At 67.5% G+C, this 14,239-nt stretch carries 17 protein-coding genes and 1 riboswitch; of the genes, 10 read left to right on the top strand and 7 right to left on the bottom strand.

Annotation, left to right across the window (positions count from 1 at the left end):
* The first annotated feature begins 178 nt into the window (after window positions 1-178).
* The 5 genes from LJ725_RS16035 to LJ725_RS16015 all read left to right on the top strand — a co-directional run bounded on the left by LJ725_RS16035 (window position 179) and on the right by LJ725_RS16015 (window position 4,393).
* The gene (locus LJ725_RS16035) at window positions 179-904 is read left to right on the top strand and encodes a PhoH family protein (protein ID WP_230551647.1); all 726 of its coding nucleotides are present in this window, start codon (window positions 179-181) and stop codon (window positions 902-904) included.
* Window positions 905-1,186: 282 nt separating this feature from the next.
* The gene (gene uvrC / locus LJ725_RS16030; protein ID WP_230551646.1) at window positions 1,187-3,073 is read left to right on the top strand and encodes an excinuclease ABC subunit UvrC; all 1,887 of its coding nucleotides are present in this window, start codon (window positions 1,187-1,189) and stop codon (window positions 3,071-3,073) included.
* The gene (gene pgsA / locus LJ725_RS16025; protein WP_408015744.1) at window positions 3,048-3,659 is read left to right on the top strand and encodes a CDP-diacylglycerol--glycerol-3-phosphate 3-phosphatidyltransferase; all 612 of its coding nucleotides are present in this window, start codon (window positions 3,048-3,050) and stop codon (window positions 3,657-3,659) included. Before uvrC ends, pgsA begins: the two co-directional genes overlap by 26 nt.
* Before the next feature lie 10 nt (window positions 3,660-3,669).
* Window positions 3,670-3,921: a MoaD/ThiS family protein gene (locus LJ725_RS16020; protein WP_230551645.1), complete on the top strand. Its 252-nt coding sequence runs from the start codon at window positions 3,670-3,672 to the stop codon at window positions 3,919-3,921.
* 1 nt (window position 3,922) lies between these two features.
* Window positions 3,923-4,393, top strand: coding sequence for a molybdenum cofactor biosynthesis protein MoaE (locus LJ725_RS16015; protein WP_230551644.1), 471 nt, complete (start codon window positions 3,923-3,925; stop codon window positions 4,391-4,393).
* Here the strand turns inward: LJ725_RS16015 and LJ725_RS16010 are convergent, their stop codons facing one another.
* From LJ725_RS16010 to thiO, 5 genes are all read right to left on the bottom strand, one after another.
* Entirely contained in the window at window positions 4,394-5,353 is a 960-nt protein-coding gene (locus tag LJ725_RS16010; protein WP_230551643.1) for a HesA/MoeB/ThiF family protein, read from the bottom strand.
* Window positions 5,350-5,949, bottom strand: coding sequence for a thiamine phosphate synthase (locus LJ725_RS16005; RefSeq protein ID WP_230551642.1), 600 nt, complete (start codon window positions 5,947-5,949; stop codon window positions 5,350-5,352). The genes LJ725_RS16010 and LJ725_RS16005 overlap by 4 nt, the downstream gene beginning before the upstream one ends.
* 4 nt (window positions 5,950-5,953) lie before the next feature.
* On the bottom strand, window positions 5,954-6,736 hold the full coding sequence (locus LJ725_RS16000; protein WP_230551641.1) for a thiazole synthase: 783 nt from the start codon (window positions 6,734-6,736) through the stop codon (window positions 5,954-5,956).
* A 6-nt stretch (window positions 6,737-6,742) separates the two neighbouring features.
* Complete coding sequence (gene thiS / locus LJ725_RS15995) at window positions 6,743-6,940, bottom strand: sulfur carrier protein ThiS (RefSeq protein ID WP_230551640.1); 198 nt, start codon at window positions 6,938-6,940, stop codon at window positions 6,743-6,745.
* Window positions 6,909-7,913 carry a glycine oxidase ThiO gene (thiO, locus tag LJ725_RS15990; protein ID WP_230551639.1) on the bottom strand — a complete coding sequence of 335 codons (1,005 nt, stop codon included), beginning with the start codon at window positions 7,911-7,913 and terminating at the stop codon, window positions 6,909-6,911. Before thiO ends, thiS begins: the two co-directional genes overlap by 32 nt.
* Window positions 7,910-8,028: riboswitch (TPP riboswitch) on the bottom strand. (Overlaps the previous gene by 4 nt.)
* Window positions 8,029-8,085: 57 nt before the next feature.
* Between thiO and LJ725_RS15985 the strand changes: the two genes are divergently transcribed.
* Window positions 8,086-8,643, top strand: coding sequence for a hypothetical protein (locus LJ725_RS15985; RefSeq protein ID WP_230551638.1), 558 nt, complete (start codon window positions 8,086-8,088; stop codon window positions 8,641-8,643).
* A 10-nt stretch (window positions 8,644-8,653) separates the two neighbouring features.
* On the opposite strand, the gene LJ725_RS15980 is transcribed toward LJ725_RS15985, so the two are convergent.
* Both LJ725_RS15980 and LJ725_RS15975 read right to left on the bottom strand, forming a co-directional pair.
* A complete protein-coding gene (locus tag LJ725_RS15980; RefSeq protein ID WP_230551637.1) occupies window positions 8,654-9,586 on the bottom strand; it encodes a branched-chain amino acid aminotransferase in 933 nt (310 codons plus the stop codon).
* 132 nt (window positions 9,587-9,718) lie between these two features.
* Window positions 9,719-10,360 carry a glutathione S-transferase family protein gene (locus LJ725_RS15975; protein ID WP_230551636.1) on the bottom strand — a complete coding sequence of 214 codons (642 nt, stop codon included), beginning with the start codon at window positions 10,358-10,360 and terminating at the stop codon, window positions 9,719-9,721.
* 102 nt (window positions 10,361-10,462) lie between these two features.
* On the opposite strand from LJ725_RS15975, the gene LJ725_RS15970 reads away from it, so the two are divergent.
* From LJ725_RS15970 to LJ725_RS15955, 4 genes are all read left to right on the top strand, one after another.
* Window positions 10,463-10,960, top strand: a complete 498-nt coding sequence (locus LJ725_RS15970; RefSeq protein ID WP_230551635.1) for a MarR family winged helix-turn-helix transcriptional regulator — start codon at window positions 10,463-10,465, stop codon at window positions 10,958-10,960.
* Window positions 10,961-10,966: 6 nt separating this feature from the next.
* Complete coding sequence (locus LJ725_RS15965) at window positions 10,967-11,677, top strand: response regulator (protein ID WP_230551634.1); 711 nt, start codon at window positions 10,967-10,969, stop codon at window positions 11,675-11,677.
* Window positions 11,674-13,029 carry an ATP-binding protein gene (locus LJ725_RS15960; RefSeq protein WP_230551633.1) on the top strand — a complete coding sequence of 452 codons (1,356 nt, stop codon included), beginning with the start codon at window positions 11,674-11,676 and terminating at the stop codon, window positions 13,027-13,029. The genes LJ725_RS15965 and LJ725_RS15960 overlap by 4 nt, the downstream gene beginning before the upstream one ends.
* A 64-nt stretch (window positions 13,030-13,093) precedes the next feature.
* Window positions 13,094-14,200: a branched-chain amino acid aminotransferase gene (locus LJ725_RS15955; protein WP_230551632.1), complete on the top strand. Its 1,107-nt coding sequence runs from the start codon at window positions 13,094-13,096 to the stop codon at window positions 14,198-14,200.
* The last annotated feature ends 39 nt before the right edge of the window (window positions 14,201-14,239 follow it).

Below are 14,239 nucleotides of genomic sequence, written 5' to 3'. Positions count from 1 at the left end.
ATCCGTTCGAGGACATGTCCCCCGACGGAAACTGGTTCACCGGTGGAACTTCCACCGCGTGCCCTATCGGCCTCACCCCTCTGCCAGACCATCGATCGCCAACGCCTCCGCTCGCCGGGGGCGTTTTTGTTTTGGGCGTTCGATCCCACTCCTCTGACCAAGACACCGGAGTACGAATATGGCCAAACGCGCCGCACGCCGAGCCAAGCTGCACGCCATCGACAGCGCCCGTATTCATAGCGTCGTTTTCGACAACACTCCGGCCAACGACCGCGACCAGAGCTACATCAAGAAAGTCAGGCCCCGCAGCGACAACCAACGGGTCCTGATGGAGGCGATAGAAACCAAGCCGCTCACCGTGGCCCTGGGACCGGCGGGAACCGGAAAGACCTACCTCGCGATCTCGGCCGCCGTCGAAGCCCTGGAGGAAGGCACCGTCTCGCGCATCGTCCTGTCGCGGCCGGCGGTCGAAGCGGGCGAGAACCTGGGCTTCCTGCCGGGCGACATGCGCGAGAAGCTCGACCCCTACCTACGACCCCTGTGGGACGCGCTGAACGACCGGATGGGCCCGAAGCGCCTGCGCCAGCACCTGGATGACGGCACCATCGAAATCGCCCCGGTGGCTTTCATGCGCGGCCGCACGCTGAACAATGCCTTCGTCCTGATCGACGAGGCGCAGAACTGCACCTACGGGCAGCTCAAGATGCTGCTGACTCGGCTCGGGTGGCATTCCACGATGGTCATGACGGGAGATCCCGACCAGACCGACCTGCTGCCCGAGCTCTCCGGCCTGGCCGCGATCGGAACCAAGCTGGACGGGCTCGACGACGTCTCGGTCGTCCGCCTGACGCAGCAGGACGTGGTCCGGCATCCGCTCGTCGGACGCATGCTGTCGGTGCTCTGAAAGTCTGGAATTTATCCACACATCGAAGCGCGCCAGCCAAACGAGCCAAAACGGGAACAAAAGGGAGCGCCAGCATTTTCTGGCGACAATCCGGATGGTTTAAAATCCAGTGAATTCATGAGGTTAACAGAGGGGTGGCGGGCGACTGCCACCCCTCCAACATTGAGTCAATACAGTGACTGTCCGCGGACCTTCGCGAGACACCGGGCTTTTTCACAGACTTCCCCACATGCCGCCGAGCGCCTTGTGCGGACGTGCCGGCAACACCATTCTCCGGCTCCCGTGACCGACGAAACCGACATCGACCTGCCCCCCGGCGACGGCTCGCTCGCCGACGGCATGCGCATCATCGCCGACTTCGTGCGGACCCTGCCGCGCAAGCCCGGCGTCTATCGCATGATCTCGGCAGAGGGCGAGGTCCTGTACGTCGGCAAGGCGCGCTCGCTGCGCAGCCGCGTCGCTGCCTATACCCAGCCCACGCGGCTCGCCACGCGCCTGATCCGCATGGTTTCCGCGACGCGGACCATGGAATTCGCCGTCACCGACAGCGAAGCCGAGGCGCTGCTCCTCGAGAACAACCTGATCAAGCGCTTCCGGCCGCGCTTCAACGTGCTGCTGCGCGACGACAAGTCGTTTCCCTACATCGTGATCCGCCGCGATACCGACTGGCCACAACTCGCCAAGCATCGCGGCACGCGCGAACCGGCCAACGAGTATTTCGGGCCCTTCGCGTCAGCCACCGCGGTCAACCGCACGCTCTACGCCCTGCAGCGCGCCTTCCCGCTGCGCTCCTGTTCGGACGGCGTCTTTTCCACGCGCACCCGGCCCTGCCTGCAGTTCCAGATCAAGCGCTGCACCGCGCCCTGCGTCGGCCGAATCGAGAAGCCCGAGTACGACGCCATCGTCGAGGACGTCCGCGGTTTCCTGGGGGGCCGCAATCGCGAGATCCAGCAGACCCTGTCGCAGCGCATGGAGCAGGCTTCGGCCAATCTGGAGTTCGAGAGCGCCGCCATCCTGCGCGACCGCATCCGCGCCTTGGCCCACATCACCTCGCACCAGTCGATCAGCCTGCCGTCGATCGACGAGGCCGACATCTTCGCGGCGCATGCCGAAGGCGGGCAGATCTGCATCCAGGTCTTCTTCCTGCGCGCCGGCCAAAACCTCGGCAACCGCGCCTACTTCCCGAGCCACGGCCGCGAACTCGACGAGGGTCAGGTGCTGGAAGCCTTCATGGGCCAGTTCTACGAGTCGCGGCAGGCGCCGAAGCTGATCCTCACCAGCCACGACGTCGCCGAGCGCGAGCTGATGGAAAGCGCGCTCGCACTGTCTGCCGGGCACAGGGTCGAGATCCGCCAGCCCAAGCGCGGCGACCAGAAGGATGTGCTCGACCAGGCGGTCAACAATGCGCGCGAGGCGCTGGCCCGCCGCATGGCCGAGCGCGGCACGCAGCGCACGCTGCTGGAGGGCGTGGCCCGCGTGTTCGGTCTCGACACGCCGCCCGAGCGGATCGAGGTCTACGACAACAGCCACATCCAGGGCACGGCGGCGATCGGCGCGATGATCGTGGCCGGCCCCGAGGGCTTCAACAAGAATGCCTATCGCAAGTTCAACATCAAGACCGAGGGTGCCGCGGGCGACGACTTCGCGATGATGCGCGAGGTGATGACCCGCCGCTTCGGCCGCGCGCTCAAGGAAAATCCAGAACGCGACGACGAGCATTGGCCCGACCTGCTGCTGATCGACGGCGGCCAGGGCCAGCTCGAGGCGGTGCGCGGGGTGATGACCGAACTCGGCCTCGAGGACATCGCATTGGTCGGCATCGCCAAGGGCCCCGACCGCGATGCGGGCCGCGAGCGCTTCTTCGTGGCCGGCAAGCAGCCCTTCTCGCTCGAACCGCGCGATCCGGTGCTCTATTTCCTGCAACGCCTGCGGGACGAGGCCCATCGCTTCGCCATCGGCACGCATCGCACGCGCCGCGCCGCCGACCTGACGCGCTCGGCGCTCGACGAGGTGCCCGGCATCGGCGCGGGCCGCAAACGCGCCTTGCTCAATCATTTCGGCAGCGCCCGTGCGGTATCGGGTGCCACGCTCGAGGACATCAAGTCCGTGCCGGGAATCTCCAGCGCACTCGCCCAGAAAATCCATGACCACTTCCGGGGCGGCCGGTAAGGTCGGGGCGATGCTGTTCAATCTCCCCAACATGCTGACCCTGTCGCGCATCGTCGCGATTCCGCTGGTGGTCGCCTGCTTCTGGCTGGATCGCGGCTGGGCACAGTGGCTGTCGATGGGGCTGTTCGTGGCCGCCGCGGTGACCGACTGGTTCGACGGCTATTTCGCGCGGCGCTACCACCAGATCTCGCGCTTCGGCCGCTTTCTCGATCCGATCGCCGACAAGCTGCTGGTCGCCGCCGCGCTGGTCATGCTGGTCCACAACGGCACGCTGGCCGGCCTGAACGTACTGGCCGCGCTGATCATCCTCGCGCGCGAGATCCTGGTCTCGGGCCTGCGCGAGTTCCTCGCCGAGCTGCGCGTCGGCCTGCCGGTCAGCGCGCTCGCCAAGTGGAAGACGGCGGTACAGATGGTGGCGATCGCCGCGCTGCTGGTCGGCGACGCTGCGGCGCACTGGGTGACTCAGGCCGGCATCGTGCTGATCTGGATCGCCGCCGCGCTCACCCTCATCACCGGCTACGACTATCTGCGCACCGGCTTGCGCCATATGGCCGAGGATGCGCCCCCGACGGGTGGACAGAAGTGAGCATCGGCACGTGAAAGTCCGCTACTTCGCCTGGATGAAGAAGACCGTCGGCGTGCCGGAAGAAGAGGTCACGCCGCCCGCCGGGATCGATACGGTCGGCGATCTCGTCGTGTGGCTGCGCGGCCGCAGCCCCGGCCATGCCGAGGCGCTGGCGGAAGGCGGGGCGTTCGGCGCCGCCGTCGACCAGCGCACCGCGACCTTCGACGTGAAGCTCGCGGGCGCGCGCGAAGTCGCCTTCTTCCCGCCCTTCACCGGTGGCTGAGATGGCGGTGCGCGTCCAGGAAGCCGACTTCGATGTCGGCGCCGAGCTGGCCCGCCTCACCGACGGCAACAGGCGCATCGGCGGCCTCGCCGTCTTCGTCGGCCTCGTGCGCGAGATGCATGTGCGCGAGGGCTATCACCGCGATCTCGTCGATGCGCTGACACTCGAACATTATCCCGGCATGACCGAGACGGCGCTGCAGGAGATCGAGGCCGAGGCGCAGAAGCGCTGGCCGCTCGAAGCGACGCTGATCGTGCATCGCTACGGCCGCATGGAGCCGGGCGAGCGCATCGTGCTGGTGGCCGTCGGCTCGCCGCACCGCGAGGCCGCCTTCGAGGCCTGCGAGTTCCTGGTCGACTGGCTGAAGACCAAGGCGCCCTTCTGGAAGCTGGAAGACACGCCGAAGGGCGAACAGTGGGTCGGCGCCCATCAGGAAGACGACGCAGCCGCCGCGCGCTGGGAGAAGAAGTAGCTAACCGAGCGCTACCAGCGCGAGGTTCGTGACGCCGCGCTCGCGCAACTTGTCCGCCGCCATCAGCGCGCGCTGGCCGCTACGGCACGCCAGCACGACCCGGCGGTCGGGCGTTCCCAGTTCCTCGATCGTGTCGACCACCAGCCGCCGCGCGCCGGCGAAGGGCGAGACCGGTGCCTCGTCGAGACCGCGCAGGTCGACCACGATATCGTCGGCACGCACCTGGTCGGGGGCGATGAACGCGACCTGTTCCTCGGGTTCGGGACTGCCGGCAAAGGCGAAGCCGCCGAAGGCCACGCGCCTGGCATCGAAGGTGACGACGCGACCCAGCACGGCCGGCTGGAGCCCGAGCAGGTGGTGCAGCGTGAGATGCGCCTGCAGGCTTCCCATCGTCGCGACCGCAGTGCCGATCACGCCCACGGTGGCACAGGTGCCGCCATCGACCGAGACCTCGGGAAACACCGCGCGATAACTGGGCCCGCCGCCGCAGAAGACGCCGGCATAGCCGGTCATCCCGATCACCGACGCGCTGACCAGCGGCTTGGCCACCGCGAAGCAGATGTCGCTCAGCATGTAGGTCACGGCGAAACTGTCGGCGGCGTCGACCACGATGTCCGCATCGGCCACCAGCCTGGCGACGTTCTGGGGCGTGAGTCGCTCGGGCACCGCATCGACGCGAACATGCGGGTTGAACCGCTGCAGCGTGGCGCGCGCCGCCTCCGCCTTCGGCTTGCCGATGTCCGGCATGCCGTAGAGGGGCTGGCGGTGCAGGTTCGTCTCCTCGACCGTGTCGTGATCGACGATGGTGAGACGGCCGACGCCGGCACCGCTGAGATACTGCAGCACCGGGCAGCCGAGGCCGCCGGCGCCGACCACCAGCACCGAGGCGGCGGCGAGACGCGCCTGGCCTGCGTCGCCGATCTCAGGCAGCACGGCCTGGCGGGCGTAGCGGTCGGTCACGGCCTTCTCGTCGCCGCGATCCAGGCCTTGGCCTGGGCGATCGGATCGGCGTGGTTCACGATGTCGCCCACGACCGAGACGATGTCGGCGCCCGACTTCAGGCAGAGCAGCGCACGTTCCAGCGTGAGCCCGCCGATGGCGACCAGCGGCCGGTCGCCGATGAGTTTCTTCCATTCGGCCAGACGCCCGGTGCCCTGCGGCGCCCACGGCATCTGCTTCAGCACGGTCGGCCAGATCGGACCCAGCGCCACATAGTCGGGATCGATCGAAAGACCCTTGTCGAGTTCGGCATGGTCGTGCGTGCTGACGCCGATCCTGACATTCGCGCGGCGCAGTGCCGTCACGTCGGCGTCGACCAGATCCTCCTGGCCGAGATGGACCCAGACGCAGCCTTCGTCGATCGCCACCTGCCAGTAATCGTTCACCACCAGGTCGGCGCCGTGCTGCGCGCAAACGGCCTTCGCCTCGCGCACCTGGCGGCGCACCTCGGCCTTGGGCTGGTCCTTGATGCGCAACTGGATGAGCTTTGTGCCGATCGGCACCAGCTTCGTCACCCAACCGGAATCGGGCACCACGGGATAGAATGGATCGAGCATCTCTTCAGTCTCCCAGCGCCGCCTTGCCGATCACCGGCGTCGACGGCACGGCCATGTCGCGCGGCTCCATGGGCTGCGCGAGATAGGCGGCGCGGCCGGCCTCCACGCCCAGCGCGAAGGCGCGCGCCATCTCGACCGGATCGCCCGCCTCGGCAACCGCCGTGTTCAGCAGGACCGCGTCGTAGCCCAGTTCCATCGCCGCGGCCGCATGCGAGGGCACGCCAAGCCCGGCATCGACGACCAGCGGGATCTCGGGAAAGTGTGCGCGCATCGAGCGTAACCCGTAGACGTTGTTCAGGCCGCGCGCCGAGCCGATGGGAGCGCCCCACGGCATCAGCACCCGGCAGCCGGCCTCGACCAGCCGCTCCGCAACCACGAGATCCTCGGTCGTGTAGGGAAAGACCTCGAACCCGTCCTCGGACAGGATACGCGCGGCTTCGACCAGGCCGAACACGTCGGGCTGCAGGGTGTCGGCCTCACCGATCACTTCCAGCTTGATCCACGGCGTGTCGAACAGTTCGCGCGCCATGTGGGCGGTCGTCACCGCTTCCTTGACCGAATGACAGCCGGCGGTGTTGGGGAGCACGCGAACGCCCATCGACTGGATCAGCGACCAGAAGGCCTGACCGGCACGACCGGTGCCGCTCTCGCGGCGCAGCGACACGGTCACGACTTCCGCGCCCGACGCCTTGATCGCGCGTTCGAGGATCGCCGGCGAGGGATAGCGCGACGTGCCCAGCAGCAGCCGCGACTTCAGCTCCACGCCATAGAAGGACGATGACGACATGAGGCCTCAGCCTCCCTGCATCGGCGCGACGACCTCGATCCTGTCGCCGTCGGCCAGCTCGGTACGCGGCCGCGCCGGGGCAGCGACGAAGCGGCCGTTCACCGCCGTCGCGATCTTGCGGCCGCCGAAGCCCAGGGTCTCCAGCGTCGCCGCCAGCGTGCCGGGCGCGACCTCATGCATGTCGTCGTTGAGGAATATCCGCATCTCTCGTCTCCACAAGGACGGCATCGGCAACCTGGCGCGCCAGCCAAGGCGCGAGCAGGAAACCATGCCGGAAAAGCCCGTTGGCATGCAGCACCCGGCCCTTGCGCCGCATGCACGGCAGGTTGTCGGGAAAGGTCGGCCGCAGGTCGGCGCCCAGTTCGACGATCTCGGCCTCGCCGAATGCCGGATGCAACGTATAGGCCGCGTTCAGCAGCTCGACGGCCGAACGCACGCTGACGGCGCGGCGCTCCTCGCTTTCAATCATGGTGGCGCCAATCATGAAGATCCCGTCGCCGCGCGGCACGATGTAGAGCGGGATGCGCGGATGCAGCATCCGCACCGGCCGCGACAGCGACACGTCGCGGGTTCGTACCACGACCATCTCGCCGCGCACGCCGCGCAGGTCGGGAAGCTCGTCACGCGCGGCCAGGCCGCGGCAATCGACCACGAAGTCCCCTTCGGCCTGCGAGGGCTTCACGTCGACCCCGAACCGGATCGGCACGCCGCGCGCCTCGAGACCGGCCGCCAGCGCGGCCAGCGCCTTGCGCGGTTCGAGATGGGCCTCGTCCGCAAAGAACAGCGCGCGGCGGAAGCGGCCGGCGAGATCGGGTTCGAGGGCCGCGATCGCGTCGGCGTCGAGCCATTCATGGCGCTCGGTGCGGGACGCGAAGCGCGTGAGGTCGGCGGCATCGCGCGGTGGTGTCAGCACGAGACTGCCCTTGCTGACGGTGCCGGGAAAATGCCGGCGCCACCAGTCGATCGAGGGTTCGCCCAGCCGGGCGACGATCTCGTCGGTGGTCGCACGCTCGCACCAGGGCGCCAGCATGCCGCCGGCCATCCACGAGCAGGCGCTCTCGCCGAGATGGGCGGCCCGCTCCAGCACCTCGACGGCGATACCGCGATCGGCGAGTTCCGTCGCACAGGCAAGGCCTGCGACGCCGGCTCCGATGATAGATACGACAGGTCGATCCAACGCCAAGCTCCCGTTCCTTCGCCGGCATGACCCGGATCAGGTTCAAAGGGTTCAGCCGCTAAGGCTGTCTCAGCCCGTCCCCGCGCAGGAAGATCAGACACCCCTCGGACGCCATCGAGAAAAGGGGATTGCCGCCCCCGATGTCAAGCAGGACCGGAATCGCTTATGATTCATGGCTGCCCATGGAGAGTGTATCATCGGCTCGCTTGTCGAGGCCGTCTTTGCCGTCATCGGCCTGGTCGCCGAACTGGTCCTTGGCGTCATCGCCGGGATGTTCCGGCCGGTCATCCGCGCGATTCGCGCCAGCCTGGGCACCGACCGTCCTTCCCTTCCCGCGGAGGTCAAGCCTCGGGAGCTTCCGCGGGATGCACTAGAGGGCATTCCGGCCGCGCTTCAGGCCGACAAGGAAGCCAAGGCAGTGCTGCCTCCGGGCTGGCGCGACTCCTACGCGTCCATCTCCTGCGACTCCGAGCAAATCGGATCCGTTGTGATTGGTACCGAGGTTCGGCTCATCCTTGAACCCGACAATGCCGATCGTGACGACGCAGTCCGCGCCGAGATCGACCTGCCCGACCGATCCACCGTGCAGATCGGTTATCTGCGACGAGGCCATGACCTGGGCAAGAATATTGCCCAGGGCCGCGTCCGCTGCTGGTTCGCCTCCCGCCGCCGGACCTTGCGGGCCGAAGGGTGGGAGGCAGTGCTTTTCGTCGCCGTCTACGATCCGTAGACGGTGCAGGTCACGCCGCCAGCGACGAGGCCGGCGTCATGAGATGCGTGGCATCGCCGAAGCCCTCGCTGTCGGGCTCGCGCACCAGCTTCTGGAAATCGGCCATCAGCGTCTTGGCGACCGGGCCCGCCTGGAAATGATGCTGGTCGATCGAGCCGACCGGCACGATCTCTGCGGCGCTGCCGCACAGAAAGACCTCACTCGCCCGGGCCAGTTCCTCCGGCATCACGTCGCGCTCCTCGACCGCCCAGCCGCGCTTCCGCGCCATGCCCATCACCGCACGGCGCGTGATTCCATCCAGGAAGTTGTGCGGCGTCGGCGTGACGAGCCGGCCGTCGATCACCAGGAAGATGTTGGCGCCGGTCGTCTCGGCGATGCGGCCCTGCCAGTCGAGCATCAGCGCATCGTCGAACCCCGCCTTGAGGGCGCGGTCCTTTTCGATGCCGCAGATCACGTAGAGACCGGCCACCTTGGCGTGGCCCGGCGCGGTCTCGGGCGAGGGCCGGCGGTACTTGGCCATGGTCACATTGATGCCGGCGTCGCGCGCCTGCACCGACAGGCGGCCTTCCTGCGCCCAGGGGGCGATCGCGAGGTGCACCGTTGTGCCGATGGCCGAAACGCCCAGCACCTCGGAGCCGCGCCAGGCGATCGGCCGGATGTAGCCGGCGGTGAGGTTGTTGGCCTTCACAACGGCGCGCGTCGCCTCGTCGATCTCCTCGCGCGACCAGGGCAGGTCGTAGTCGAGCAGGTTGGCCGAGCGGATCAGCCGCGCGCTGTGGGCGGCGAGGCGGAAGACCCGGCCGTCATAGATGCGCTCGCCCTCGAAGACGGCCGAGCCGTAGTGCAGTGCATGGGTCAGCACGTGCATGCGGCTGTCGCGCCACGCCACCAGCTTGCCGTCCAGCCAGATGAAACCGTCGCGGTCGTCCATGGTTAAGGACATTGCGATATCCCCCTTCCCTTGATTCCGATCAGGTCGTTACAGACCGTCATTCTATAACTATCTGCCGCTTTAGGTCAATATTACTGACATTGTCAATCGCACTGACCCTGTTCGGGCTTGCGACCGGAAAGTTCAGGTGAGGAGGAGCGGCATCCCGGTATCGCCCTTCTCCATCGCGCGGCGGTAGGCCGGGCGAGCCGCGATGCGCTGCAGGTAGGCGAGGATCGCGGGATAGGGCGAAAGGTCGAACGGCAGGAAGTAGCGCATGGTCGTCAGGGAAAAGACGGCCATGATGTCGGCGGTCGTGAACTCGCGTCCGGCCAGATGGTCGGCCTTGGCGAGGCGGGCTTCCAGCAGACCGAGCGCCAGACCGAGACGCGCCGTCATCGCCTTGAGCAGCGGATTGTCGGCCGGGAGATCCAGTCGTCCGAGGATCATGTTGCGGCCGGTCGCCGGCTGCAGCGTGCCGTTGGCGAAATGAAACCAGTAGAGGAACTGGGCGAAGTCGGGATGGTCGGGCGCCAGCACGAGGCGGCCCTCGCCATGCTTGGCCACGATGTACTCGACGATGGCGCCGGATTCGGCCAGCAGCACGTCGCCGTCCTGGATCACCGGCGCCGCGCCCAGCGGATGCAGCGCCTTGTATTCGGGCGGCGCCAGCCGCGTGACGGCATCGCGATCATAGATCTTCAGATCGTAGGGGATGCCGAGTTCCTCGCAGAGCCAGACGACTCGCTCGGATTGCGACTGGCCGAGATGATGGACCGTCAGCATGGCAGCCTCGCGCAGCGTAAGAAAATGTCGGGAAAAAGCGTCGCGCCGTAACATCGGCCCGCGCGGGGTGTCAACGCAACGCACCCGCTCTATAAAGACGGCGTGGAATCCAGACCCCCCGCCAATCCCCTGTTCCTGCGCGACGAAGAGCTGCGTCAGGGCATCGAGCTGATGTTCTACGCCTATCGCGACTTCACGTTCGAGTCCGACGAGCAACTGCGGCACTACCAGCTCGGCCGCGCCCATCACCGCGCGCTCTACTTCATCGGCCGCCATCCCGGGCAGACGGTCGGGCACCTCCTGTCGATCCTGAAGGTGACCAAGCAGTCGATCAGCCGCGTGCTGAAGGACCTGCTCGAACAGGGCTATGTCGAGCAGAAGAGCGGCGCGCGCGACCGGCGCGAGCGCCTGCTGTGGCTGACCCCCAAGGGCCAGGAGCTGGAGCGCGACCTCACCGACCGCCAGAGCCAGCGTTTCGCCCGCGCCTATCGCGAGACCGGTGCCGAGGCGGTGGAAGGCTTCCGCAAGGTCCTGCTCGGGCTGCTCGACCCCCAAGAGCGGCAGGTGGTCGACAAGCGAATGCGCGGCGGCAACCGCTAGCCCCCGATGGACGCTTCGTCCGACAAGCCGCACATTCTTGTCGTCGACGACGACACGCGCCTGCGCGAACTCCTCAAATCCTTCCTGTCGCGCCACGATTTTCGCGTCACGACCGCGGCCAGCGCCGCCGAGGCTCGCCAGCGGCTGGGCTCCCTCGACTTCGACCTTATCGTGCTCGACGTCATGATGCCGGGCGAGACGGGCCTCGAATTCGCCGCCGAGCTGCGCCGCACCGACGACGTGCCGATCCTGATGCTGACCGCCATGGTCGAGACCAAGGATCGCATCGCCGGCCTCGAAACCGGCGTCGACGACTATCTCGGCAAGCCGTTCGAGCCGCGCGAACTGCTGCTGCGGATCCAGAGCGTCTTGCGCCGCGGCCGCCCCTCGGCCGCCACCGCAGCCCCCACGCCCGAGACGCCGCGACAGGTGACGTTCGGCCCCATGCAGTTCGACCTCGAGCTGGGCGAGCTCACCGACAAGGGCAGGCGCGTGGCGCTGACCGACGCCGAGATCTCGCTGATGCGCGCCTTCACCGGCCGGATCGGCGAGGTGCTGAGCCGCGAGACGCTGTGCAAGACCATCGGCGCCAACGTGAACGAGCGCGCCATCGACGTGCAGGTGACGCGGCTGCGCCGCAAGATCGAGCCCGATCCGTCTTTTCCGCGCTATCTGCGCACCGTGCGCGGCCAGGGCTACCGGCTGGTCGACGCATGAGGTGGAGCGCCATCAGCGACGTCTTCGAGCGCATCGCGCAATGGTCGGACAAGCATTCGCCGCAGACCCTGTTCGCGCGCGCGCTGATCATCATCGTGGTGCCGATGCTGCTGCTGCAGGCCCTGTCGGCCTGGTGGTTCTACAGCCAGCGCGGCGACAACGTGACCAACCGGCTGGCCATCCTGCTGGTCCGCGACCTGCGCCTGCTGATCTCGCTTCGGTCGGACTTTCCCGACGACGAGCATCGCAACTGGATCCTGCGGCGCTCGGCGCAGGACCTTCTGCTGTTCGTCTCGTTCCGCAAGGGCATCGTTCGGCCCTTCAAGGAGCCGGAGTATTTCGACATCGTGGCGCGCGAAGTCCAGGGTGCGCTCAACGCCGACCTCAAGCGGCCCTTCTTCCTCGACAACAACATCGGCGGCGGCCAGCTGCTGATCGAGATCCAGCTTTCCGACGGGGATGTCATGGAGGTCCTGGTGCCGCACGTGCGCCTGACCTTCGGATCGAGCTTCGCCTACGTCGTGGCGCAGCTCGGGCTTGCGCTCGTGCTGTTCGGCCTCGCCATCTGGTTCATGCGGCGCGAGCTGGTGCCCATCGAGCATCTCGGCGTTGCGGCCGACGCGCTGGGCAAGGGCCGCGACGTGCCCGACTTCGCCTTCTCCGGCGGCACGCGCGAAGTGCGCAACGCCGCCACCGCCTTCCACACGATGCGCATCCGGCTGCGCCGGTCGATCCAGCAGCGCACCGAGATGCTGGCCGGGGTCAGCCATGACCTGCGGACGCCGCTCACGCGCATGAAGCTCTCCCTGGCGCTGCTGCCGGACTCTCCCGAGACGAAGGAGTTGGCCGACGACGTCGCCGACATGCAGCGCATGATCGAGGGCTATCTCGCCTTCGCCCGCGGCGAGGGCGACGAGGAACCGGTGATGACCGACCTGTCCGAGATCCTCGAGGACGTCGCAGCAGGCGTGCGGCGCGACAATGCCGGCCTCGACCTCGGCTGGAAGGGCGACATGGCGGTCGAGCTGCGGCCGATCGCCATGAAGCGCTGCCTGACCAACATCGTGTCGAACGCGCTGCGCTACGCCAATCACGTGAAGGTCGAGGCGGTGCGCGGCCGGACCTCGATCGAGGTCACGGTCGACGACAACGGCCCCGGCATTCCGCCCGAAAGGTACGAGGACGTGTTCCGCCCCTTCTACCGGCTGGACGAGTCGCGCAACGCCGACACCGGCGGCGTGGGCCTGGGGCTCAGCATCGCCCGCGACGTGGCGCGCAGCCACGGCGGCGACGTCACCCTGGCCGCCTCGCCGTTCGGCGGCCTGCGTGTGATCGTGCGAATTCCGCTATGAGCGGCGCACCGGGACTTGCCGGGCCGCCGCCTGTGATAGAGTGAAGCAAATAGTCGAGAGAAAAATGTCCAAGACAACGTCCACGACCTCGTCGCTTTCGTTCGCCCATGTCCCGCACCCGTCGCCGGTCTCCGCCGAGAAGCGCGCGGAACTGCTGAAGAATCCAGGCTTCGGCCGGGTGTTCTCCGACCACATGGTCACGATCCGCTATCACGAGACCAAGGGCTGGTACGATGCGAAGGTCGAGCCGCGCGCGCCGATCCCGATGGATCCGGCCGCGGCGGTCCTGCACTACGCCCAGGAGATCTTCGAGGGGCTGAAGGCCTATCGCACCGCCGATGGCGGCGCGACCCTGTTCCGGCCGTTGGAGAACGCCCGCCGCTTCCAGCAGTCGGCCGAGCGCCTCGCCATGCCGATCCTGCCGGAGAACGTCTTCCTCGAGGCGGTCGACCAGCTGGTGAAGATAGACCGCGCCTGGATCCCCGAGGGCGATGGCAGCCTCTATATCCGGCCCTTCATGTTCGCCAACGAGATCTTCCTCGGCGTGAAGCCCTCGTCGGACTACCTGTTCATCGTCATCGCCTCGTCGGTGGGTGCCTACTTCAAGACCGATGCGCCCGCGGTATCGGTGTGGGTCTCGCAGGACTACACCCGCGCCGCGCCCGGCGGCACGGGCGCGGCGAAGTGCGGCGGCAACTACGCCTCCAGCCTGCAGGCGCAGGCCGAGGCGACACGCCACGGCTGCGACCAGGTCGTGTTCCTCGACGCCGTCGAGCAGCGCTGGATCGAGGAGCTGGGTGGCATGAACATCTTCTTCGTGTTCGACGACGGCTCGATGATCACCCCGCCGCTCGGCGGCACGATCCTGCCGGGTATCACCCGCAACTCGCTGCTGACGCTGGCCAAGGACAAGGGCATCAAGGTGAGCGAGGAGCGCTACTCGATCGACCAGTGGCGCAAGGATGCCGCCAGCGGCCGCCTGCGAGAGGCCTTCGCCTGCGGCACCGCTGCGGTCGTCACGCCGATCGGCACCGTCCGCAGCAACGACGGCGAGTTCAGGATCGGCAACGGCGGCTCGGGCGCCAAGACCGAGGAACTTAAGGCCGCCCTGGTGGGCATCCAGCGCGGCCGCACCGCCGACCCGCACGGCTGGATCCACCGGGTTTACTAGAGAGGTCTGCCACCTCTTCTCATCTCCCCCGTCCTACGG

Origin of the sequence: Reyranella aquatilis (genome assembly GCF_020880995.1) — a bacterium.
In the GTDB taxonomy this organism is placed as follows: Bacteria; Pseudomonadota; Alphaproteobacteria; order Reyranellales; family Reyranellaceae; genus Reyranella; species Reyranella aquatilis.
The sequence above is the reverse complement of the archived record's forward strand: the minus strand, read 5'-3'. Positions and strand labels throughout refer to the sequence as shown.